Origin of the sequence: Nonomuraea sp. NPDC059194, assembly GCF_042754765.1 — a bacterium.
Lineage (GTDB): Bacteria > Actinomycetota > Actinomycetes > Streptosporangiales > Streptosporangiaceae > Nonomuraea.
In genome coordinates this window covers 22,226-40,234 of the sequence record NZ_JBHZBH010000038.1, presented here as the reverse complement: position 1 = coordinate 40,234, position 18,009 = coordinate 22,226, and the positions used below count along the sequence as shown (strand labels likewise).

At 71.7% G+C, this 18,009-nt stretch carries 20 protein-coding genes; 11 read left to right on the top strand and 9 right to left on the bottom strand.

Features of this window, described 5'->3' with window-relative positions; all coding sequences use genetic code 11:
- The first annotated feature begins 4 nt into the window (after positions 1–4).
- The 3 genes from ACFXJ8_RS34425 to ACFXJ8_RS34415 all read left to right on the top strand — a co-directional run bounded on the left by ACFXJ8_RS34425 (position 5) and on the right by ACFXJ8_RS34415 (position 2,424).
- A complete protein-coding gene (locus ACFXJ8_RS34425) occupies positions 5–1,204 on the top strand; it encodes an RNA polymerase sigma factor (RefSeq protein ID WP_379648180.1) in 1,200 nt (399 codons plus the stop codon).
- 31 nt (positions 1,205–1,235) lie between these two features.
- Positions 1,236–1,832, top strand: a complete 597-nt coding sequence (locus ACFXJ8_RS34420; protein ID WP_379648178.1) for an ArsR/SmtB family transcription factor — start codon at positions 1,236–1,238, stop codon at positions 1,830–1,832.
- 112 nt (positions 1,833–1,944) lie between these two features.
- On the top strand, positions 1,945–2,424 hold the full coding sequence (locus ACFXJ8_RS34415) for a nucleoside deaminase (protein ID WP_379648176.1): 480 nt from the start codon (positions 1,945–1,947) through the stop codon (positions 2,422–2,424).
- Between the two features lie 134 nt (positions 2,425–2,558).
- Here the strand turns inward: ACFXJ8_RS34415 and ACFXJ8_RS34410 are convergent, their stop codons facing one another.
- Positions 2,559–2,750, bottom strand: coding sequence for a hypothetical protein (locus ACFXJ8_RS34410; RefSeq protein ID WP_379648175.1), 192 nt, complete (start codon positions 2,748–2,750; stop codon positions 2,559–2,561).
- Between the two features lie 5 nt (positions 2,751–2,755).
- Complete coding sequence (locus ACFXJ8_RS34405) at positions 2,756–2,914, bottom strand: hypothetical protein (RefSeq protein ID WP_379648174.1); 159 nt, start codon at positions 2,912–2,914, stop codon at positions 2,756–2,758.
- A gap of 542 nt (positions 2,915–3,456) precedes the next feature.
- Between ACFXJ8_RS34405 and ACFXJ8_RS34400 the strand changes: the two genes are divergently transcribed.
- Positions 3,457–4,503, top strand: coding sequence for a serine hydrolase domain-containing protein (locus tag ACFXJ8_RS34400; RefSeq protein ID WP_379648173.1), 1,047 nt, complete (start codon positions 3,457–3,459; stop codon positions 4,501–4,503).
- Between the two features lie 124 nt (positions 4,504–4,627).
- Here the strand turns inward: ACFXJ8_RS34400 and ACFXJ8_RS34395 are convergent, their stop codons facing one another.
- From ACFXJ8_RS34395 to ACFXJ8_RS34385, 3 genes are all read right to left on the bottom strand, one after another.
- The gene (locus tag ACFXJ8_RS34395) at positions 4,628–4,834 is read right to left on the bottom strand and encodes a hypothetical protein (RefSeq protein WP_379648172.1); all 207 of its coding nucleotides are present in this window, start codon (positions 4,832–4,834) and stop codon (positions 4,628–4,630) included.
- 376 nt (positions 4,835–5,210) lie between these two features.
- Positions 5,211–5,942: a response regulator gene (locus tag ACFXJ8_RS34390; RefSeq protein ID WP_379648171.1), complete on the bottom strand. Its 732-nt coding sequence runs from the start codon at positions 5,940–5,942 to the stop codon at positions 5,211–5,213.
- Complete coding sequence (locus ACFXJ8_RS34385; RefSeq protein ID WP_379648170.1) at positions 5,939–7,165, bottom strand: sensor histidine kinase; 1,227 nt, start codon at positions 7,163–7,165, stop codon at positions 5,939–5,941. The genes ACFXJ8_RS34390 and ACFXJ8_RS34385 overlap by 4 nt, the downstream gene beginning before the upstream one ends.
- A 256-nt stretch (positions 7,166–7,421) precedes the next feature.
- Between ACFXJ8_RS34385 and ACFXJ8_RS34380 the strand changes: the two genes are divergently transcribed.
- On the top strand, positions 7,422–9,638 hold the full coding sequence (locus ACFXJ8_RS34380) for an MMPL family transporter (protein ID WP_379648169.1): 2,217 nt from the start codon (positions 7,422–7,424) through the stop codon (positions 9,636–9,638).
- 208 nt (positions 9,639–9,846) lie between these two features.
- Here the strand turns inward: ACFXJ8_RS34380 and ACFXJ8_RS34375 are convergent, their stop codons facing one another.
- A complete protein-coding gene (locus ACFXJ8_RS34375; protein ID WP_379648168.1) occupies positions 9,847–10,071 on the bottom strand; it encodes a hypothetical protein in 225 nt (74 codons plus the stop codon).
- A gap of 123 nt (positions 10,072–10,194) precedes the next feature.
- On the opposite strand from ACFXJ8_RS34375, the gene ACFXJ8_RS34370 reads away from it, so the two are divergent.
- From ACFXJ8_RS34370 to ACFXJ8_RS34360, 3 genes are read left to right on the top strand one after another with little or no spacing between them, the layout of a single operon-like run.
- A complete protein-coding gene (locus ACFXJ8_RS34370) occupies positions 10,195–10,623 on the top strand; it encodes a DNA-binding protein (protein ID WP_379648167.1) in 429 nt (142 codons plus the stop codon).
- 48 nt (positions 10,624–10,671) lie between these two features.
- Positions 10,672–12,765, top strand: a complete 2,094-nt coding sequence (locus ACFXJ8_RS34365) for a DUF4132 domain-containing protein (RefSeq protein WP_379648166.1) — start codon at positions 10,672–10,674, stop codon at positions 12,763–12,765.
- A gap of 38 nt (positions 12,766–12,803) precedes the next feature.
- Positions 12,804–13,565: an SDR family NAD(P)-dependent oxidoreductase gene (locus tag ACFXJ8_RS34360; RefSeq protein ID WP_379648165.1), complete on the top strand. Its 762-nt coding sequence runs from the start codon at positions 12,804–12,806 to the stop codon at positions 13,563–13,565.
- A 44-nt stretch (positions 13,566–13,609) separates the two neighbouring features.
- On the opposite strand, the gene ACFXJ8_RS34355 is transcribed toward ACFXJ8_RS34360, so the two are convergent.
- On the bottom strand, positions 13,610–14,080 hold the full coding sequence (locus tag ACFXJ8_RS34355; RefSeq protein WP_379648164.1) for a pyridoxamine 5'-phosphate oxidase family protein: 471 nt from the start codon (positions 14,078–14,080) through the stop codon (positions 13,610–13,612).
- 116 nt (positions 14,081–14,196) lie between these two features.
- Positions 14,197–14,775 carry a TetR/AcrR family transcriptional regulator gene (locus ACFXJ8_RS34350; protein WP_379648163.1) on the bottom strand — a complete coding sequence of 193 codons (579 nt, stop codon included), beginning with the start codon at positions 14,773–14,775 and terminating at the stop codon, positions 14,197–14,199.
- 85 nt (positions 14,776–14,860) lie between these two features.
- Here ACFXJ8_RS34350 and ACFXJ8_RS34345 point away from each other — a divergent pair, with 85 nt between their 5' ends.
- A complete protein-coding gene (locus ACFXJ8_RS34345; RefSeq protein ID WP_379648162.1) occupies positions 14,861–15,592 on the top strand; it encodes an SDR family NAD(P)-dependent oxidoreductase in 732 nt (243 codons plus the stop codon).
- Between the two features lie 132 nt (positions 15,593–15,724).
- On the opposite strand, the gene ACFXJ8_RS34340 is transcribed toward ACFXJ8_RS34345, so the two are convergent.
- Positions 15,725–16,291: a TetR/AcrR family transcriptional regulator gene (locus ACFXJ8_RS34340; protein WP_379648161.1), complete on the bottom strand. Its 567-nt coding sequence runs from the start codon at positions 16,289–16,291 to the stop codon at positions 15,725–15,727.
- Between the two features lie 47 nt (positions 16,292–16,338).
- On the opposite strand from ACFXJ8_RS34340, the gene ACFXJ8_RS34335 reads away from it, so the two are divergent.
- A complete protein-coding gene (locus ACFXJ8_RS34335) occupies positions 16,339–16,833 on the top strand; it encodes an FBP domain-containing protein (protein WP_379648160.1) in 495 nt (164 codons plus the stop codon).
- A 12-nt stretch (positions 16,834–16,845) separates the two neighbouring features.
- Positions 16,846–18,009: MFS transporter (locus ACFXJ8_RS34330; RefSeq protein ID WP_379648159.1), on the top strand; the 1,164-nt coding region annotated here is incomplete at its 3' end.

Here is an 18,009-nt window from a genome sequence, read left to right as displayed (position 1 = left end):
AGCCGTGCCGTCCGTCGAAGGCGTCTTCCGTCAGGAGTACGGCCGCGCCGTCGCCGTCCTGGTTCGCTCCTTCGGTGACATCGACCTCGTCGAGGAGGCGGTCCAGGACGCCTTCGCCGAGGCGACGCGCCGCTGGCCGGTGACGGGGACGCCACCCAGCCCGGCCGGCTGGATCATCACCACCGCCCGCAACCGCGCCATCGACCGCCTGCGCCGCGAGGCCTCACGCCAGGACCGCCACGCGCAGGCCGCGCTGCTGGCGGCCCAGGAAGAGCCCGAGTGGGAGGGGCCCGTGCACGACGACCGGCTGCGGCTCATCTTCACCTGCTGCCATCCCTCGCTCGCGCCCGCCGCCCAGGTGGCGCTCACGCTGCGGCTGCTGGGCGGGCTGAGCACGGGCGAGATCGCCCACGCCTTCCTGGTGCCGGAGCCGACCATGGCCCAGCGGCTGGTCCGGGCCAAGGGCAAGATCCGCGACGCCGGGATCCCCTACCGCGTGCCCCGCCAGGCGGACCTGCCCGACCGGTTGCGCGCCGTCCTGGCCGCCGTCTACCTGATCTTCAACGAGGGGTACGCGGCCAGCGCGGGCGCGCGTCTGGTGCGTGAGGACCTGTGCGCCGAGGCGATCCGCCTGGGCAGGCTGCTGGCCGAGCTCATGCCCGACGAGGGCGAGGTGTGGGGGCTGCTGGCGCTGATGCTGCTGCTGCACTCGCGCCGCGCGGCCCGCGCCGACGAGCAGGGCCGGCTGGTACGGCTGGCCGAGCAGGACCGCGCGCTGTGGGACCGCGGCCTGGTCGCCGAGGGGCAGGCGATCGTCCGCGCCTGCCTGCGCCGCGACCGGCCTGGCCCCTACCAGATCCAGGCGGCGATCAACGCCGTGCACAGCGACGGCGCCGCCACCGACTGGCGGCAGGTTCTCGCGCTGTACGACCAGCTGATGGCGATCGCGCCGAGCCAAGTCGTGGCGCTCAACAGGGCGGTGGCCGTGGCGGAGGTCGCCGGGCCCGAGGCGGCGCTGGAGCTGGTCGACGAGCTCGACCTGGGCGCCTTCCACCTGTTCCACGCCGTCCGCGCCGACCTGTTGCGCCGCCTCGGCCGCCCCGCGGCGGCGCGGGAGGCGTACGCGACGGCGATCGCGCTGGCGGGCAACGCCGCCGAATGCGCCTTCCTCCAGGCGCAGGCCGACAGCCTTCACCATCATTGACAACTATTATTGTCGGTGCGACAGTGGAGGCATGTTCGACGTGACGGTGATCGAGGACCCCGCGGCCGCCGAGGCCTCACTGGACCCGATCCGCGCCAGGCTCCTGGCCGAGCTGGCCGACCCCAACTCGGCCACCATGCTGTCAGCCAAGGTCGGCCTCCCCCGGCAGAAGATCAACTATCACCTCAAGACCCTCGAGAAGCACGGCCTGGTCGAACTCGTCGAAGAACGCAGGAAAGGCAACGTCACCGAGCGCGTCATGCGCGCCACCGCCGCCTCCTACGTCATCTCCCCCCGCGCACTGGCCGGCGTCCAGCCCGACCCGAGCCGCGCGCCCGACCGCCTGTCGGCCCGCTGGCTGCTGGCCGTCGCCGCACGGCTCGTCAGCGACGTCGGCCTGCTCATCACCGGCGCGGCCAAGGCGCGCAAGCGCGTGGCCACCTTCGCCATCGACGGCCAGGTCCGCTTCGCCTCGGCCGCCGACCGCGCCGCCTTCGCCGAGGAACTGGCCACCGCCGTCACCGCCCTCGTCAGCAAATACCACGACGAGTCCGCCGAGGGCGGGCGCGACCACCGCATCATCGTCGCCGTCCACCCCAGCGTCGACCAGCACACCCAGGAGCCCTGACCGTGCCGCACGAGTACGACTGGACCGCGCGGCCGGCCGTACACGCCTGCCAGGGGGTACGGCCGGCGCGGCCTACCATGGCAGTGAAGATCGCGCTTTCGGGGAGGTCATCATGGTGAGCGACGCCGACCTGCGGCACCTGCGCCGCTGCGTGGAGCTGGCGGCCGAGGCCCTGGAGGCAGGCGACGAGCCGTTCGGCTCCGTGCTCGTCGCCGGCGACGGAAAGGTCCTCCAAGAGGACCACAATCACGTGGCCTCCGGCGACCAGACCCGCCACCCGGAGTTCGAGCTCGCCCGCTGGGCCGCGGCGAACCTCACCCCCGAGCAGCGCGCGGCGGCGACCGTCTACACCTCGGGCGAGCACTGCCCCATGTGCGCCGCCGCGCACGGCTGGGTCGGCCTGGGCCGCATCGTGTACGTGGCCTCGTCGCAGCAACTGGCGGGCTGGCTGGCCGAGCTGGGAGCTCCCGCGCCTCCCGTGCGGACGCTGCCGATCAACGAGGTCGTCCCCGGCCTGGCGGTCGAGGGACCGGTTCCCGGCCTCGACGAGGAGGTGCGTGAGCTGCACCGCCGCTTCCACGGCGCCTCCTGACCGGGGTCACACCCCCTCCTCCTCGATGATCATGTGTGGTTTGCCGGTCACCAGCAGCCACGCGGGCAGCACCGCCAGGCACAGCACCGGCAGCAGGTCGAGGCCGGTCACGATGGCCGCCGCCATGAACAGGCTCAGCCACCCCTGCCGCTGATCGCCAGCACCACGCCCATCACCCCGCCGACGATCGCCAGGCTCACCGGTACGGCCGGCACGAGCGAGGCCGCCAGCAGCCCCAGCGCGACCCCGGCGAAGACCGCGGCGAAGATCCGGCCGCCGACGAACGCGACGGTGGAGGCGACCAGCAACGCGGCCAGCTTCACCACGACGATCAGGGCAAGCCCCGCGGCGTGTAGTCCGGCACCTGGACCGACAGGATCGGGTCGGCGATCAGCACGGTGGTGATCGCGCCCGTCCCCGCGGCGATCAGCGGGGCGGAGGCTCCGGCGGATACGGCCTGATCGGCATGCGCGAGCGCGTCGCCCTGCACAGCGGCACCCTCACCGTCGGCCCGCAGGCCGACGGGGGTTCGCCGTGGTGACGAGTGCCTGGGCCGCGGCACGGTCAGGGTGGCCGTCGAATCGAGTACCAAGGACGGCGGTGAGCGCCGCCACCGGGTGGCAGCACCGGCGGCGGCAGTCAGCGGAGCCGTATCCGGATCGGGGCCAGGACCAGGACCAGGGTCCTGGTCGTGGGCCGAGGGAAGGATCCAGGGCCCCGGTCCGGATCATCCGCTGCCAGGAGGTTTGCCGCCTCTCGCAGTGATGGACTGGATATCGGGCGGGAGCCCCCGGCAGACGTTCGTATTCAAGTCCGTCCGCCGGAGGACATCGTGATCCGCCCCCTGACCGGATACTCCACCAGACACCCATGGGCAGCATTGAATCTGCCGGGAGGCAAAGAATGATTATGAAGAGTGTGGGCTGGCGTCGTTTCCATGCGGTCGTGGCGTCAGCGGCCGTGGCCGCGTCCGTCGGTGCGCTGGCGGTGGGTCCGGCTCACGCATCGTCGTCCGGATACGATCGGGCGGCCTTGCAGGCGGATCTGGATGCGATCCGCGACGCCGGCACGCTGGGAGTGCAGGCGCGGGTGGTCTCACCCGGCGGTGACCTGGCCGCGGCGAGCGGTACGGCGGTGTGGGGCCGCAACGTGCCGATCCCGCTCGACGGGCACTTCCGGATGGGCAGTAACACCAAGACCTTCGTCGCTGCTGTGATCTTGCAGTTGGAAGCGGAGGGCCGCCTGTCCCTTGACGACAGCGTCGAACGGTGGCTTCCCGGACTGGTGCGCGGCAACGGCAACGACGGGCGCGCGATCACCATCAGACACCTGCTCCAGCACACCAGCGGCCTGTATGACTCCGTGGGCGACATCGAGAAGAAGATGCGCACCGAGCGGGGCTACCGCACCTACCGGTTCCTGCGCATGAACCCGCGGCGGCTGGTGGCTCTCAGCGTCGGCCACCGCCCGCTCTTCGCCCCCGGCTCCCGCTGGAGCTATTCGAACATCAACTACCTCTTGGCCGGGCTGGTCATCGAGCGGGCCACCGGGAACTCCTGGCGCAAGGAGGTGAAGCGCCGGATCATCACGCCGCTGCGGCTGCGGAACACGACGTTGCCCGGCGACTCCCCGCTCCTGCCCAAGCCGCACGTGCAGAGCTACACCCAGGACGCCAAGACCTCCCGGCCGTTCCGCGCCACCCTGCTCAGTCTCGGCTGGGCCGGCGCGGCGGGCGAGGCCGTCACCACCACCGGCGACCTGAGCAGGTTCTGGCGTGCGCTGCTGGGCGGGAAGCTACTGCCGCCGCAACAGCTGAAGAAGATGACGACCACGGTTCCCATCGGCGCGCCCGGCAGGGAGTTCGGCCTGGGCATGGCCAAGCAGCAACTGAGCTGCGGGGTCACGGCCTGGTCGCACCCCGGCGGCACACCCGGGTTCATCACCGACAACGCCGTCACCCAGGACGGCCGCACCAGCGTGATCGTCTCACGCACCACCTACCCCGGCACACGAGAGCAGGGCCAAGCCACTGCCCGCCTGATCGACAACGCACTCTGCGGCACCTCACCGACCGACTGAGATCATCCCGTGCGGCAGGACCGGTAGCGATGATCATGTGTTGCCGCGGCGGCTGGCTGAGCAGCTTTCAGATCGACTCGGATTCGATCCGCTCGTACAGGCGGCGAGTGAAGACGCGGACGGATCATCTGCGATTGGTGGCGAAGTACCTGCGGCGGCGGCCGGCGGGCGAGCTGTAGTTGAAGTAGCTGGACGAACTCCTGCTGGCGCGGGCGATGGAGCACGACTCGCCGACGCTGTTGTTCCGGCCGGTGTGCGAGTACCTGATCGCGGCGAAGGTGATCCGGCCGGGGCCGGCGGAGAGGCCGAGGGCGCCGCTGCAGGACATCACGGAGATGGACCCCTCCTGGCCTGGGCGGCCGGCCAGATCGTTTCCACCCCGAGCGATCTGAACCGCTTCTTCTCCGCCTTGCTCGGCGGCAAGCTCCTCAAAGCCCGAGCAGCTTGCCCAGACGCGTACCACTGTCAAGGTCTCCGACGAGGCCGGATGGTGGTCCGGCGCCCGGTACGGCCTCGGGCTGGCCAGCACGCCGCTGAGCTGCGGCGCGCTGAGCTGGGGTCGCGGTGGTGACATCCCCGGACGCGCACCGGTGCTACCGAGGACTGCCCCGCCGTCGCCGCCGCCGGCGCACCCGCCAAGCAGGGCCCCCGATGTCCTGGCCCTTCTCGACACCACCCTGTGCGGGAAGTGAGCGCACCGGTCCCCGCTATCCGGTGTGCCCGTCGCCCGGCGGGTCGCCGACTGCCGCTCGGGCAGTGACCAGGCCCGATTCGTAGGCCGCGATGACCGCCTGGGCGCGGTCGCGGACGGCGAGCTTGTCGAAGATGCTGGTGATGTAGTTCTTGACGGTGGAGAGGCTGATGTCCAGGACGCGGGAGATCCCGGTGTTGTCGAGGCCGGTGGCCATCAGACGCCATACCTCGACCTCGCGGGGCGTGAGTTCACCCAGGCCCGTGGGGGTCGGTGGCGCACCGTGGGGTGCGCGTACGTAGGTGGAGATCAGCCGGGTGAGCAGGCGCGGGGCGACGGCAGCCTCGCCGGCGTGGACGGTGCGGATCGCCGCGCTCAGGTCCTCTGGGGAGCTGTCCTTGGGCAGGAACCCGTAGGCTCCGGCGCGCAGGGCGCCCACGAGGTACTCGTCCATGTCGAAGGTGCTGAGGGCCAGAACCCGGGAGCCGGGCACGGTGGCGGCGAGTTCCCTGGTCGCGCCGACCCCGTCGAGGACGGGCATCCGGATGTCCATCACCACGACGTCGGGGTGCAGTTGGCGGGCGAGGGTGACGGCCTGCGCGCCGTTCTCGGCCTCTCCCACCACCTCGAAGGACGGGTCGGGGGAGAGGATCAGCGACAGCCCGCGCCGTACCAGCGGCTGGTCGTCCACGATCAGCACCCTGATCCTCGGCGGCGGCGGCGGCGGCGTCGGCCCGGTCCCGGTCATCGGCGTGCCCCCTCGTGCTGGACGGCTGCCTCGGCCGCCTCGTCCGTGGTCAGCGGCAGGTCGGCCACCACGGCGAACCCCCCGTCGGCCTGCGGGCCGGCCGTGAGGGTGCCGCTGTGCAGGGCGACGCGCTCGCGCATGCCGATCAGGCCGTATCCGCCGGAGCCCACCGTCGGCGCCCCCTCCTGCGGCGGTGTGCCCCCGCCGTCGTCCCGCACCGCGACGGTGACCCGATCCTGTCCGTACGTCAGCCGTACGGACGCGCGGGCGGGCCCCGCGTGCTTGCGGGCGTTGGTGAGGGCCTCCTGGGCGATCCTGAACACCGTGAGGCCGACGGTCGGCGGCAACGGGCGCTGCGGCCCGTGGACGCTGAACTCGGTCGGCAGTCCGGCAAGGCGGGACTCGGCCACCAGGCGGCCGAGGTCGTCGGCGCCTGGCTGGGGCTGTGACGGCGCGGCCTCCGGTTCGTCGCCGTCCCGCAGCACGTCGAGGAGCTGCCGCATCTCACGCAGCGCAAGCCGCCCGGAGGCCTCCAGGGTGACCAGGGCGTCCCGGACCACCTCCGGTTGGGCGATGTTGGCCCGGGCTCCGCCGGCCATCAGCTGCATGGTGGTGATGTGGTGGGCCACGATGTCGTGCAACTCCCGTGCGATGCGGCGGCGTTCGTCGGCCACCGCACGGTCGGCAAGGAGTCTGCGGTTGGCCGCTACCTCCCGCTGCCAACGGTTGACCGCCATGGCGGTGCCGACGACGATCAGGGTGGTGAGGGGCGAGGTAACGGCGTCCTGCCAGGGCGGAATGCGGCCGTTGCTCTGGCTCAGCAACGTCAGCGATACCGTTGCGGCGGCCGCGACCGCCGTAACCCAGCCGGGACAGGCCCTGGCGACCGAGTACAGGGCGACCACCAGGACGGCACCGAAGTGCGTGGGCAGCGGCACGGTCAGGGTGGCCGTCGCATCGAGTACCAGTACGGCGGCGAGCGCCGCGACCGGGTGGCGGCGCCGGGCGAGCAGCGGCAGGGCTGCCAGCGCGACGAGGAGGAACCCTGTCACGCTCACGGCGTGCCGGCCGTCGGGGGCGTTGAAGAACACGTAGCTGAGCAGGTTCATCACGCACGCCCCGCCGGTCACGAGTGCGTCGTTACGGGTCCACGGCGGCTCGGCGCTGTCGATATGCGGCAGCTTTCGGGCATCGCCAGGCCCGACGTGTCGGCTCCTGGGCATGTCTGTTCCCCCTGTATCCGGCCTCCTGGCCCCCGGACCAGGGTTGCACAGCAGCCGCGGTGCCAGCACCGGCGACGGTGGTTCGCGGACCAGGACCAGGACCAGGGGCCTGGTCGCGAGCCGCGGGAAGGACCCAGGGCCCCGGTCCGGATCATCCGTTGCCAGGAGGCTTGCCGCCTCTCGGAGTGATGGTCTGGATACCGGCCGGGAGCCCCCGGCAGACGTCCGCATTCAAGTCCGTCCGCCGGAGGACATCGTGATCCGCGCCCTGACCGGATACTCCACCAGACACCCATGGAAGGTCATCGCCCTCTGGGCGGCGCTGGGTGTCGCACTGAGTGCCCTGACCCCGACGCTGTTCGACCGCGTCACCCAGAACCAGACCGGGGACTTCCTGCCCCGGAGCTACGACTCGGCCGCCGCGCTGCACATCGCCGAGGAGCAGTTCGGGGTGAACCCCGACGCCACCACGGTGACGGTGCTGGTCGCCCGGTCCGACGGCAAGGCACTCAGCGCCGCCGACCAGAAGCGGGTCGGGGCCGAGGCGGCGAAGCTGGCCAAGCGCCGGGTGATCATGCCCAGGGAAGACGACGGCCCGCAGCAGTTCCTGGTCCCGGACCGCTCCCAGACCCCGCGGATCGCCGTGGCGATGACGGCGCCCGACCGGAGTTTCGAACTGCTCTCCGTCGAGCTGATCGGGAATCGCGCGGACAAGGGGGTCCAGGGCGTCTACCGGACCTTCCGGGAGGCCGCCCGGACGCAGTTCTCCGAGGCGGGGATGCGTGCCGGTTTCACCGGTGCTCTCGCCGACACCGTCGACACCGTCGATTCCCGCAAGACCGCCACGACGGTCGGGAGCGGCCTCATCATGGGGCTCATCATCCTGCTCAACGTGCTGGTGTTTCGCAGTGTGCTGGCGGCCCTGCTGCCGCTGCTCGCGGTCGCCGTGATCGGCTTCGTGGCGGCGGGAGCCGTCGCGGGTGCCGCGATGCTCACCGGGCTCAAGCTCGACGCGAGCACCCCGGGGCTGATCAACGTGGTTCTGTTCGGCATCGGCATCGACTACCTGCTGTTCCTGCTGTTCCGCTTCCGCGAGCAGCTGCGGGCCAGGCCCGAGCAGTCCGCCCGCGAGGTGGCCGCACAGGTCTCCGGCCGGGTGGGCACCGCGATCACCTCGGCGGCGCTGACCATTGTGGCCGCGTTCGCCACACTGGGCCTGGCGACCTTCGGGCAGTTCCGCTCGATGGGCCCCGCGATCGCCGTCGCGGTCCTGGTGATGCTGCTCGGCAGCCTCACCCTGCTGCCGGCGCTGCTCGCGGCCGCCGGGCGCAAGATGTTCTGGCCCTCCCGGGCGGCCTTGAGCGGCGAGCCGCGCGAGGGTCGTGCCGCCCGCCTGGGCACGCTGGTCACGCGACGACCACTGATGATGCTGACCGCCTCCGTCGCCCTGCTCGCCGCGCTGGCCGCCGGGTTGATCGGCATCAGCATGGACTACGGTCAGGGCGGCTCCGGTGCCCAGACCCCCGCCGCGGCCACCGCGGCCGAGATCTCCCGCACGCTGCCAGCCGGCGTGTCGGACCCGACGAGCGTCTTCGTCACCGCCACGGACGGCGGCGCCCTCACAGCAGACCGGCTCGACGGTCTCTCCCGTGCGCTCACCCAGGTCAAGGGCGTGGGCCAGGTCGCACGGACCGTCCTGAACAAGGACCACCGTGCTGCGCGGATCGATCTCTACCCGACCGCGGACCCGCAGAGCCAGCAGGCCCGCGACCTGGCCTCCGGACCGATCCGGGCAGCGGTCGCCCAGCACACGCCCGCCGGGACGACGGCACACGTGGGCGGGACGCCGGCGATCATCGCCGACATGTCGACCGCCGTCGACCACGACCTGAAGATCGTGTTCCCGGTCGCGGCCGGGCTGATCGCACTGATCCTCCTGCTGCTCCTGCGCAGCCTGCTCGCACCGGTGATCCTGATGCTCTCCGTCGGGCTCGGCTTCGCCGCCACCCTCGGTGCCGCCACCCTGCTGTTCCAGCACGTTCTCGGCAAGCCGGGCGTCAGCTTCGCCCTCCCGCTGGTGCTGTTCCTGTTCGTCGTGGCGCTGGGCACCGACTACAACATCCTGATCACCGACCGGATCCGGGAGGAGCTGCGGCGACCGGGTACGGCTCGCGCCGCCGTGGCCCGCGCCGTACAGCACACGACACCGGCCATCGCGACGGCCGGCGTGGTACTGGCCGCCTCCTTCGCCAGCCTCATCACGTCCCCGGGCAACGAGCAGATGGCCTTCGCGATGACGCTCGGCATCATGCTCTCCGCGCTCGTCGTGTCGCTGGTGCTGCTCCCCGCCCTTGCCGCACTCCTCGGCCGGGCCATGTGGTGGCCGATCCGCCCGCGGCCCACCGCAGGCGGCCACAGGCAGGACCGTGCGACCGAACCTGCCCCGGAACCCGACCGGGTCACGGCCTACTGAGGCTTGGACCGGAGCGCCTCAGGGGTGCATGAGCGCGGTGACGGCGGCGCGCACCCCGATCGTCCGGGTTCCTCGGGTGGGGCGCTTCGGTCCGGTGGACCTGGCGGGGTGCGGCGACTCGCACCGCGGCCGTGCCCGGCAGCTCGTCGGCCACCGGGAGCGGGAACACGGCGAACCCGTACCCGCCCGCGACCAGGGAGGAAAGACCTCACGGTTGACCTGCAAGAACGGGCTTAGCGTACGTTTTCGTTCCGCTGCACTTCGACCCCCGGATCAGCGCGGCGGCGACCGGAGTGCCGAACAGCGCGCCGATGGTGCCGGCGGCGGCCAGGCCGAGCCACGTCGACGCGGCGATGCCCGAGACCCCTGCCCGGCCGGACGAGACGCCGGGCTGCGCTGCCGCCCGCTCGGGATCTCCCGGGTCGCGCGTCATGAGGTGGAGGGTTTCCCGCGGTCGCCGTTCCCGACGGTCACGCCATCGCAAAGACCACGCTATGAACAGAATGTTCACAATGATGAGTTGACAGCAGTTTGTTGGTCCCGCCATGCTGATCACATGACATCGACCGACCCCTTCACTCCCCCGCACCCCGACCAGGCGCGGGCCCACCGCGTCCACGCCTCCCTGCTGCGCATCGCCGAGCGCCACGCGGCCACCGACGCACAGCGCAGCCGCCAGATCCACTCCTCCGCCATCGCCCCGCACGAGGCCGTCAGGCTCGTCTCGTTCCTGCTCAGCGGGGCCGCCCAGCTCGACGACGGCGAACCCGAGGTGGACCAGCCCGACATCACCGCCGCCCTGAGCCTCATCCCGCTGGTGCGCGGCGAGCTGGACGCGCTGGAGGCAGGGCTGCTGCAGATGGCACGGGGGCGCGGCATGACCTGGTCCGAGATCGCCTTCGGCCTCGGCCTCGGCACCCCACAGGCCGCCCGCCAGCGCTACGAACGGCTGGCCGAGCGCACCCCCGCCGACGAGACCCCGTAGCCGCCGACACCGAGGCTTCTGTCGTTCACGACTGCTATAGACATCGGCATGCACCTCTCCCCCCTCGCCCAGCGCCTGCTCGATCTGATCACCGGGGCCACCAAGGACGCCACGTACTGGCCCGAGGCCTCCCAGCTGAGCACCGCGCTGTGCGCGCCGGTCCCCGTCGACGACGGCAGCCCGATATCGGCTCAGCGCGCGCTCGACGAACAGACCAGGCAGCGGATGGCCGCGCCGGCCCGCGAGCTGGTCGGATTCCTGCTGCGCGAGGAAAGACGACCTGTCAAACCCTTCCCCGTGCTGGTGGCGGCGGGAATCGCGGCCATGGACGCCGACGTGCGCGCCCAGCTCGCCGAGGGGCGCGGGCCCATCGCGATCGCCGAGATCGACCTGCTGCTCGGCTGGGACGTGGAACGGCGGGCGCTGTTCGCCGAGACGGTACGGGACCAGCCATACCCCGCCCCGCCACTCCCCCGGGTGATCGAATGGCTCAACGGCCAGCCCGGCTACCCGCAATTCGCCCGAACGGCGCTGGAGGCGGCCGAGGCCCGCGTCGCGGCCATCCACACCGGCGAGATCGCCTACCAGGCGGACAAGGCGTTCGACGACGGAGAGAAGGCCACCCTCGGCCGGGCCGTACGGCTGGCACTCTTCCGCGACGAGCCCTGGCTGCCCGACCTCCTGGACAGGCTGCTGCGCGGGATCGCGGTGGCGCCCACCCAGGCCAAGACCCTGCCGTCGCAGGGGCTGCTGTTCGAAATCGCCCGCGCCGTGGAGGACCACCCGACCCCCGAGGCCATCTCCTCACTGCGCGCCGCCCGCCAGACCACCCGGCACGCCGGAGTGCCCAAGCAACTGGACCGCATGTTCAAGCGCATCGAGCCCGCCCTGGCCGACCGGCTGGAGGTGGCCTTCCGGCTGCCCGACGGGCGGGTACGGCAGGCCGTCGGCGAGCACACCGCGGTGATCTCCACCGACGGCGGGGTCGAGCTGTCGTGGTGGCACGGCGACAAGAAGCTGAAGGCCGTCCCGGCGGCGGTCAGGCGGGAGCACCCCGACGAGGTCAAGCGGCTGCGCGAGCTGGCCAAGCAGACGCTGCAGCAGCAGGCCACCCTGATCAGGGCGCTGGAAGCCGGATACACCAGCCAGACGGCCCCGCCGTACCGGCAGCTGGAGGGCCATTCACTCACCGACCGGCTGATCTGGGAGTTCGAGATCTCGCCCGGCGTGTGGCGCAGCGAACTGGGGCTGGCCGTGCCCGACGTGCCGGTACGGCTGTGGCATCCGGCCCGCGCGTCCCTGGAAGAGGTCCGCGCCTGGCGCGAGGTGGTGCAGGACAAGCAGCTGCGCCAGCCGTACAAGCAGGCCTTCCGCGAGGTCTACCTGCTCACCCCGGCCGAGGAGACGACCGCCACCTACTCCAACCGGTTCGCCGGGCACGTGGTCGACTACCGCAAGCTCCGCGCGCTGTTCAAACAGCGCGGCTGGCAGTCCGAATACCTGGGGTGGTGGGACGGCGGCAGCGAAGGGGACGGTGCCCGGCGGGTGCTGGCGGGCGGACAGTGGCGGGTGACGCTGGACCACGGTCTGTACGACGAGGGCTACGCGCTCACCGACCAGGTCCGCTTCCACCGGTCGGCCGAGGGCAGATGGCACCAGGCGCCGTTGACGCAGGTCCCGCCGCTGGTGTTCAGCGAGGCCATGCGCGACGTCGACCTGTTCGTGGCCGTCACCTCGATCGCGGCCGACCCCCAGTGGGCCGATCAAGGGCCCGACCGGCTGCGCGACTACTGGCGGACCGGCTCGTTCGCGGCGCTGCCGCCCTCCGCCGAGGTGCGCCGCGACGCGCTGTCGCGACTGATCGGGCGTACGGCCATCGCCGACCGGTGCACCATGACCGACCGCTTCCTGGTGGTCCGGGGCGACCTGCGCACCTACAAGATCCACCTGGGGTCGGCGAACATCCTGATGGAACCCAACGACGCCTACCTGTGCATCGTCTCCGGACGCGACCCCCATGCCGGGCTGTTCCTCCCGTTCGAGGAGGACGGCCGGTTGGCGCTCATCCTCAGCAAGGCTTTCCTGCTGGCGAACGACACCGCCATCACCGACCCCTCCATCACCCGCCAACTCCGGGGTTGATCCAGGCGGCATCCGCGCGAGTGATAGCTTGTCGCCTCGTGTCCGACTACCTGCGCGAGCTCTTCTCCCTGCACGGCCGCAAGGCACTGGTCACCGGCGGCAGCTCCGGCATCGGCTACGCCATCGCCGAAGCCCTCGGCCGTGCGGGCGCCGAGATCACCATCGTCGCCCGCAGGGAACCAGAGCTGCGACAGGCCACCGCCAGACTCCACGCCCACGGCGTCAAAGCCTCGTGGATCAGCGCCGACCTCGGCGTGCGCTCCGACGTCGACCGGGTCTGCGCCGAGTCGGGCGAGGTCGACATCCTCGTCAACGACGCGGCCAACAACATCCGCAAGCCCATGGCCGAGCTCACCGACGACGACTACGAGCAGACCATCGCCGTCAACCTCACCGCCCCCTACCTGCTCGGCCAGCACGTCGCCCGCCACATGGTCGAGCAGGGCTGGGGCAGGATCATCAACATCGGCTCGCAGCAGACGGTCAGCGCCTTCGGCAACAGCAGTGTGTACGGCGCGGCCAAGGCGGCCATCGCGGGCCTGACCCGCTCCCAGGCCGAGGCATGGTCACCGTACGGCGTGCGGGTGAACACGATCATTCCCGGGTTCGTGCTCACCCCGCTCACCGAGCCCGCCCAGTCGATCCCCGGACGCGTCGAGGAGCTCGCCGCCCGCCACATGGTCGGCCGCAACGGCGTGCCGGCCGACTTCGCGGGCGCCGCCGTCTTCCTGGCCGGCGAGGCCGCCGCCTTCGTCACCGGGCAGATCCTCTACGTCGACGGCGGCTTCTCCGTGCACTGAGGCGTCGGGTCGAACCAGCCCGATGCCTTTACAAAGTAGATTTCCTACTGGCGTTCCACCCGCCGGACACCGCGGCCCTCGTGCCACATGTCGATCATCAGCTGGTCGCCCTCGACCCTGGTCCACACCACCTCCGTCACGTCGATCCGGAACAGGTGCGGGCCCTCACCCGGCATCTCGAACCTCGCCACCACCTCCGGATCGGTGACCTCGACCGCCCTGCCCGAAAGCTTCGCGTCTCCCGCCCATTGGGACGGGTCGTCCTCGTCCGGCGTCGTCGGCGCCGCGTGCAGGGCCAACCGCGGATCACGCCGCAGATCGAGCGCCTTCATCGCGCCCGGCATCGACCCCAGCCACAGTTCGCCGTCCCTGAAGTCGACCTCGGTGCCGCTGATGCGTGGCGAGCCGTCCTTCCTGATGGTGGCCAGCGTCTTGTGTTGGCGAGTGTCGAACAGGCCGCGGACCCGCGTCGCCAGGTCGGGCGCCTGCTTCTCGAACTCCTGCCACGAACTCATCCGACCATCCTGCACCCCGCCACCGACAGTCCCGCCCGTGCGCGAGCCCCGGGCGGGAGGGCAGCGCTCCCGCGTCCGCATGGTGCCGCACTCGGCGCCGAGCCCAGGGCGGCCGGTCAGGCGAAGGCGGCCACCAGGTCGTCCAGGCCCGCCTTCACGCGTTCGGCTGTCACCCCGCACGCCCGTAGCCGGTGCGCCAGCAGCGGCGCGGCCAGCGGCGCCAGCAGCGCGTCGGCCAGCACGTAGCCGTCGGCCTCCGGCCTGACCTGCCCGATGAGCATCGACAGGTGGGCATGGTAGGCGTCGTACGCGCCGCCGTACCGGGCGAACGGCGAGGCGGTCTCCGCCATCAGCAACAGGTCCAGCTGCTCCACGGTCCTGTCGGTCAGCCCGTGCAGGAACGCCCGGATCCGTTCCGGCGCGCCCGCGCCCGGCCCCAGCGGCGGCGGACCTTCGATGAAGGCCGCCTGGAACTCCCGCTCCCGCGAGTCGATCAGCGCGTACGCCAGCCCCGAGCGATCACCGAAGCGCCGGTACAGCGTGCCGACGCCCACGCCGGCGGCCGCGGCCACCTCCGCCATGGACAGCCCTTCGACGCCCTGGATCGCGACGATGTCGGCGGCGGCGGCGAGGATCTTCGCCCGGTTGCGAGCGGCGTCGACCCGCTCGCGCCGCGGGTTCGCGACGGCGTTCACGATCACCAGGCTACTGGACCCCTTGCAACCGGAACGCATTCCGCTTTACTCTCAAGCGGAACGCATTCCGGATAAGGAGCATGTCATGACGCGCAAGGTCGCACTCGTCACCGGAGGAAGCCGCGGGATCGGCGCCGCCATCGCCGCGCGGCTGGCCGCCGAGGGCGCTGACGTGGTCATCACCTACGCGCGCTCGGCCGAACGCGCCGCCGCGGTGGTCAAGGAGATCGAAGCCGCCGGTGGCCGCGGGCTGGCCGTGGAGGCGGAGGCGAGCGACGCCGCCCAGCTCGTCGCGTCCGTCGAGCGTACGGTCACCGCCTTCGGCCGGATCGACATCGTGGTCAGCAATGCCGGCATCGCGCCGTTCGGCCCGCTGGAGGAGGTGACGCTCGACGAGGTCGACACCACGCTGGCCGTCCACGCCCGCGCCGCGTTCGTCCTCGCCCAGGCCGCCGCCAGGCACATGACAAGCGGCGGGCGGATCATCAGCATCGGCAGCAGCCTGGCCGAGCGCGTGCCGTACCCGGGATGGACGCTCTACGCGATGAGCAAGTCGGCGCTGATCGGCCTGACCAAGGGCCTGGCCAGGGATCTGGGCCCGCGCGGCATCACGGTCAACCTCGTGCATCCCGGCTCGACCGACACCGAGATGAACCCGGCCGACAGCCCCGAGGCGGAGCAGGAGCGGGCCTACACCGCGCTGGGCCGTTACCTCGACCCCGGCGACGTCGCCGCCACGGTCGCGCACCTGGCGGGCGAGGGCGGCAGGAACATCACCGGCGCCGCCATCACCGTCGACGCCGGCACCACCGCCTGACCGCAGCCGTCACCGTCGACGCCAGGCGCCGCCATCGCCTGACCGCTGCCTGACCGTCGCCGTCACCGTCGACGCCAGCGACATGACCGACCGCCGCCGTCGACGCCAGGTGCCACCGCTTTACCGCGCTGATCAGCTGGGCCAGTGCTCCAGCATCGAGTGGAGGGCGTCGATGGCGCGCTCCCACGACGCGCCGACGTCGCGGGGATGCCCGAAGCCGCCGCTCGCCTCGAGGCTCACGAATCCGTGGAAGGCGCTGCGCAGGACCCGCACCGCGTCGGTCATGTCGGGCTCGGACAGGCCGTAGCCGCGCAGCAGCGCGTAGCACGCCTCGAAGACGCGCTGGTGCGCCTGCGACTCGGCGACCAGCTCGGGCGGGAGCTGGCTCTGCCCAGCGGCGTAGCGTCCGGGATGGGCGAGCGCGTAGTCGCGGTAGGCGTGGGCGAAGGCCACCAGCGCGTCCTTGCCCGCCCGGCCGGCGACGGCGGGCACGATGCGCTCGGCCATGTCGCGAGCGGCGATCATCGCGACCTTGTTGCGCAGATCCTGCAGGTTCCTGACGTGGGAGTACAGGCTGGCGTCCTTGACCCCGAACCCGCGCGCCAGCGCCGAGATCGTCACCTTGTCGAAGCCGATCCGGTCCGCCAGGTCGGCCGCGGCGGTCGCCACGCGGTCGGTCGTCAGCCCAGCACGCGCCACGAAAACTCCTTTGCCTAATACTCCTAGGCAAGGATACCGTTCGCCGCATGAAGCCACTCACCGAGCAGGATATTCGTGCGTCGTTCGTCAACTGTTCCAAGGGCGATGCCAAGCGCCTGGCCGTACCACGTGATCTCGCCGGCAGATCATGGGAGGACCTGGACTTCCTGGGCTGGCGCGACCCCGGCGCGCCCGAGCGCAGCTACATCGTGACCGAGCACGCCGGGCGGCTCGTCGGCGTCGCGCTCAGGTTCCCCGCCCAGCAGCGCAGTTTCCTGCAGCGCAGCATGTGCTCGTTGTGCCTGACCACCCACCCTGGCAACGGCGTGTCGTTGATGACGGCCCGCAGGGCCGGCGAGGCGGGACGGCAGAGCAACTCCGTGGGCGTCTACATCTGCACCGACCTGGACTGCTCGCTCTACGTTCGCGGCGTGAAGTCCCCCGACCCGGGCGGCCGGATGGAGGAGTCGCTCTCGGTGGAGGAGCAGATCGAGCGCACCAGGGGCAAACTGTCGGCCTTCGTCGACAAGGTGCTCGTCTGACAGACTCACCGAGTGATCGCACGCCGCGCCAGGGTCGCCGTCTGCTTCTCCTTCGCCCTGCTCGGCCTCGTCTCAGGAGTGTGGGCCGCCCGCATCCCCACCGTCAAGGCATCGCTGCAGCTCGGCGACGGCCAGCTCAGCCTGGCCCTGCTGGCGGTCGCCGTCGGCCTGGTCACCGGCATGCAGGTCGCGGGGCGCCTCACCGACCGCCTCGGCAGCGCAAGGGTCGTCACCCCCGCGGGGGCGGCCTGCAGCCTGGCGATGATCCCCGCGGGGTTCGCCCCGAACCTGGCCGTCCTGATCGTCGTCCTGTTCGTGTGGGGGCTGCTCAACGCCTTCCTCGACGTGTCGATGAACACCCACGCGGTCGAGGTGGAGCGCGCGTACGGCAGGCCGCTGATGTCCTCCTTCCACGGCATGTACAGCGCGGGCGGGCTGGTCGGCGCCGCGGCTGGCGCGCTGTCGGCATGGCTGGAGGTCTCCCCCGGCGTCACGTTCACCGTGGTCACCATCCCGCTGGCGGTCCTGGCCGTCCTGGCCCGGAGCTCGCTGCTGCCCTCCTCGCCCGCCCACCACGAGCGGCCCCCCGGCAGGCGCGTCAGGTGGCACGGCAGGGTGGTGTTCATGGGCGCGATGGCGTTCGCGGGGCTGCTCGGCGAGGGGTCGGCGGGTGACTGGAGCGCCGTCTACCTGCACAACGACCTCGGCGCCGCGACCGGTCTGGCGGCGATCGCGTTCGCGGCCTTCTCCACCGCGATGACCGTGGGCAGGTTCGCGGGCGACCGGCTCGCGCTGCGGTTCGGGCCCGTCGCGCTGGTGCGCGCGTCGGGGGTGCTGGCCGCCGCCGGGCTCGGCCTCGCGCTGCTGCTCGCCGAGCCTGCCGTGGCGATCGCCGGGTTCGGGCTGTTCGGCCTGGGCCTGGCCACCATGGTGCCGCAGGTGTTCTCCGCGGCGGGCGAGCACGACCCCGCGCGGGCCGGGGCGGCGATCGCCCAGGTCGCGACGCTCGGGTACGCGGGGCTCATGCTCGGGCCGGTGATCATCGGCGGCGTGGCCGAGGTCGTCGGACTGCGGCTCGCGCTCGCCCAGGTCGCGACGCTCGGGTACGCGGGGCTCATGCTCGGGCCGGTGATCATCGGCGGCGTGGCCGAGGTCGTCGGACTGCGGCTCGCGCTC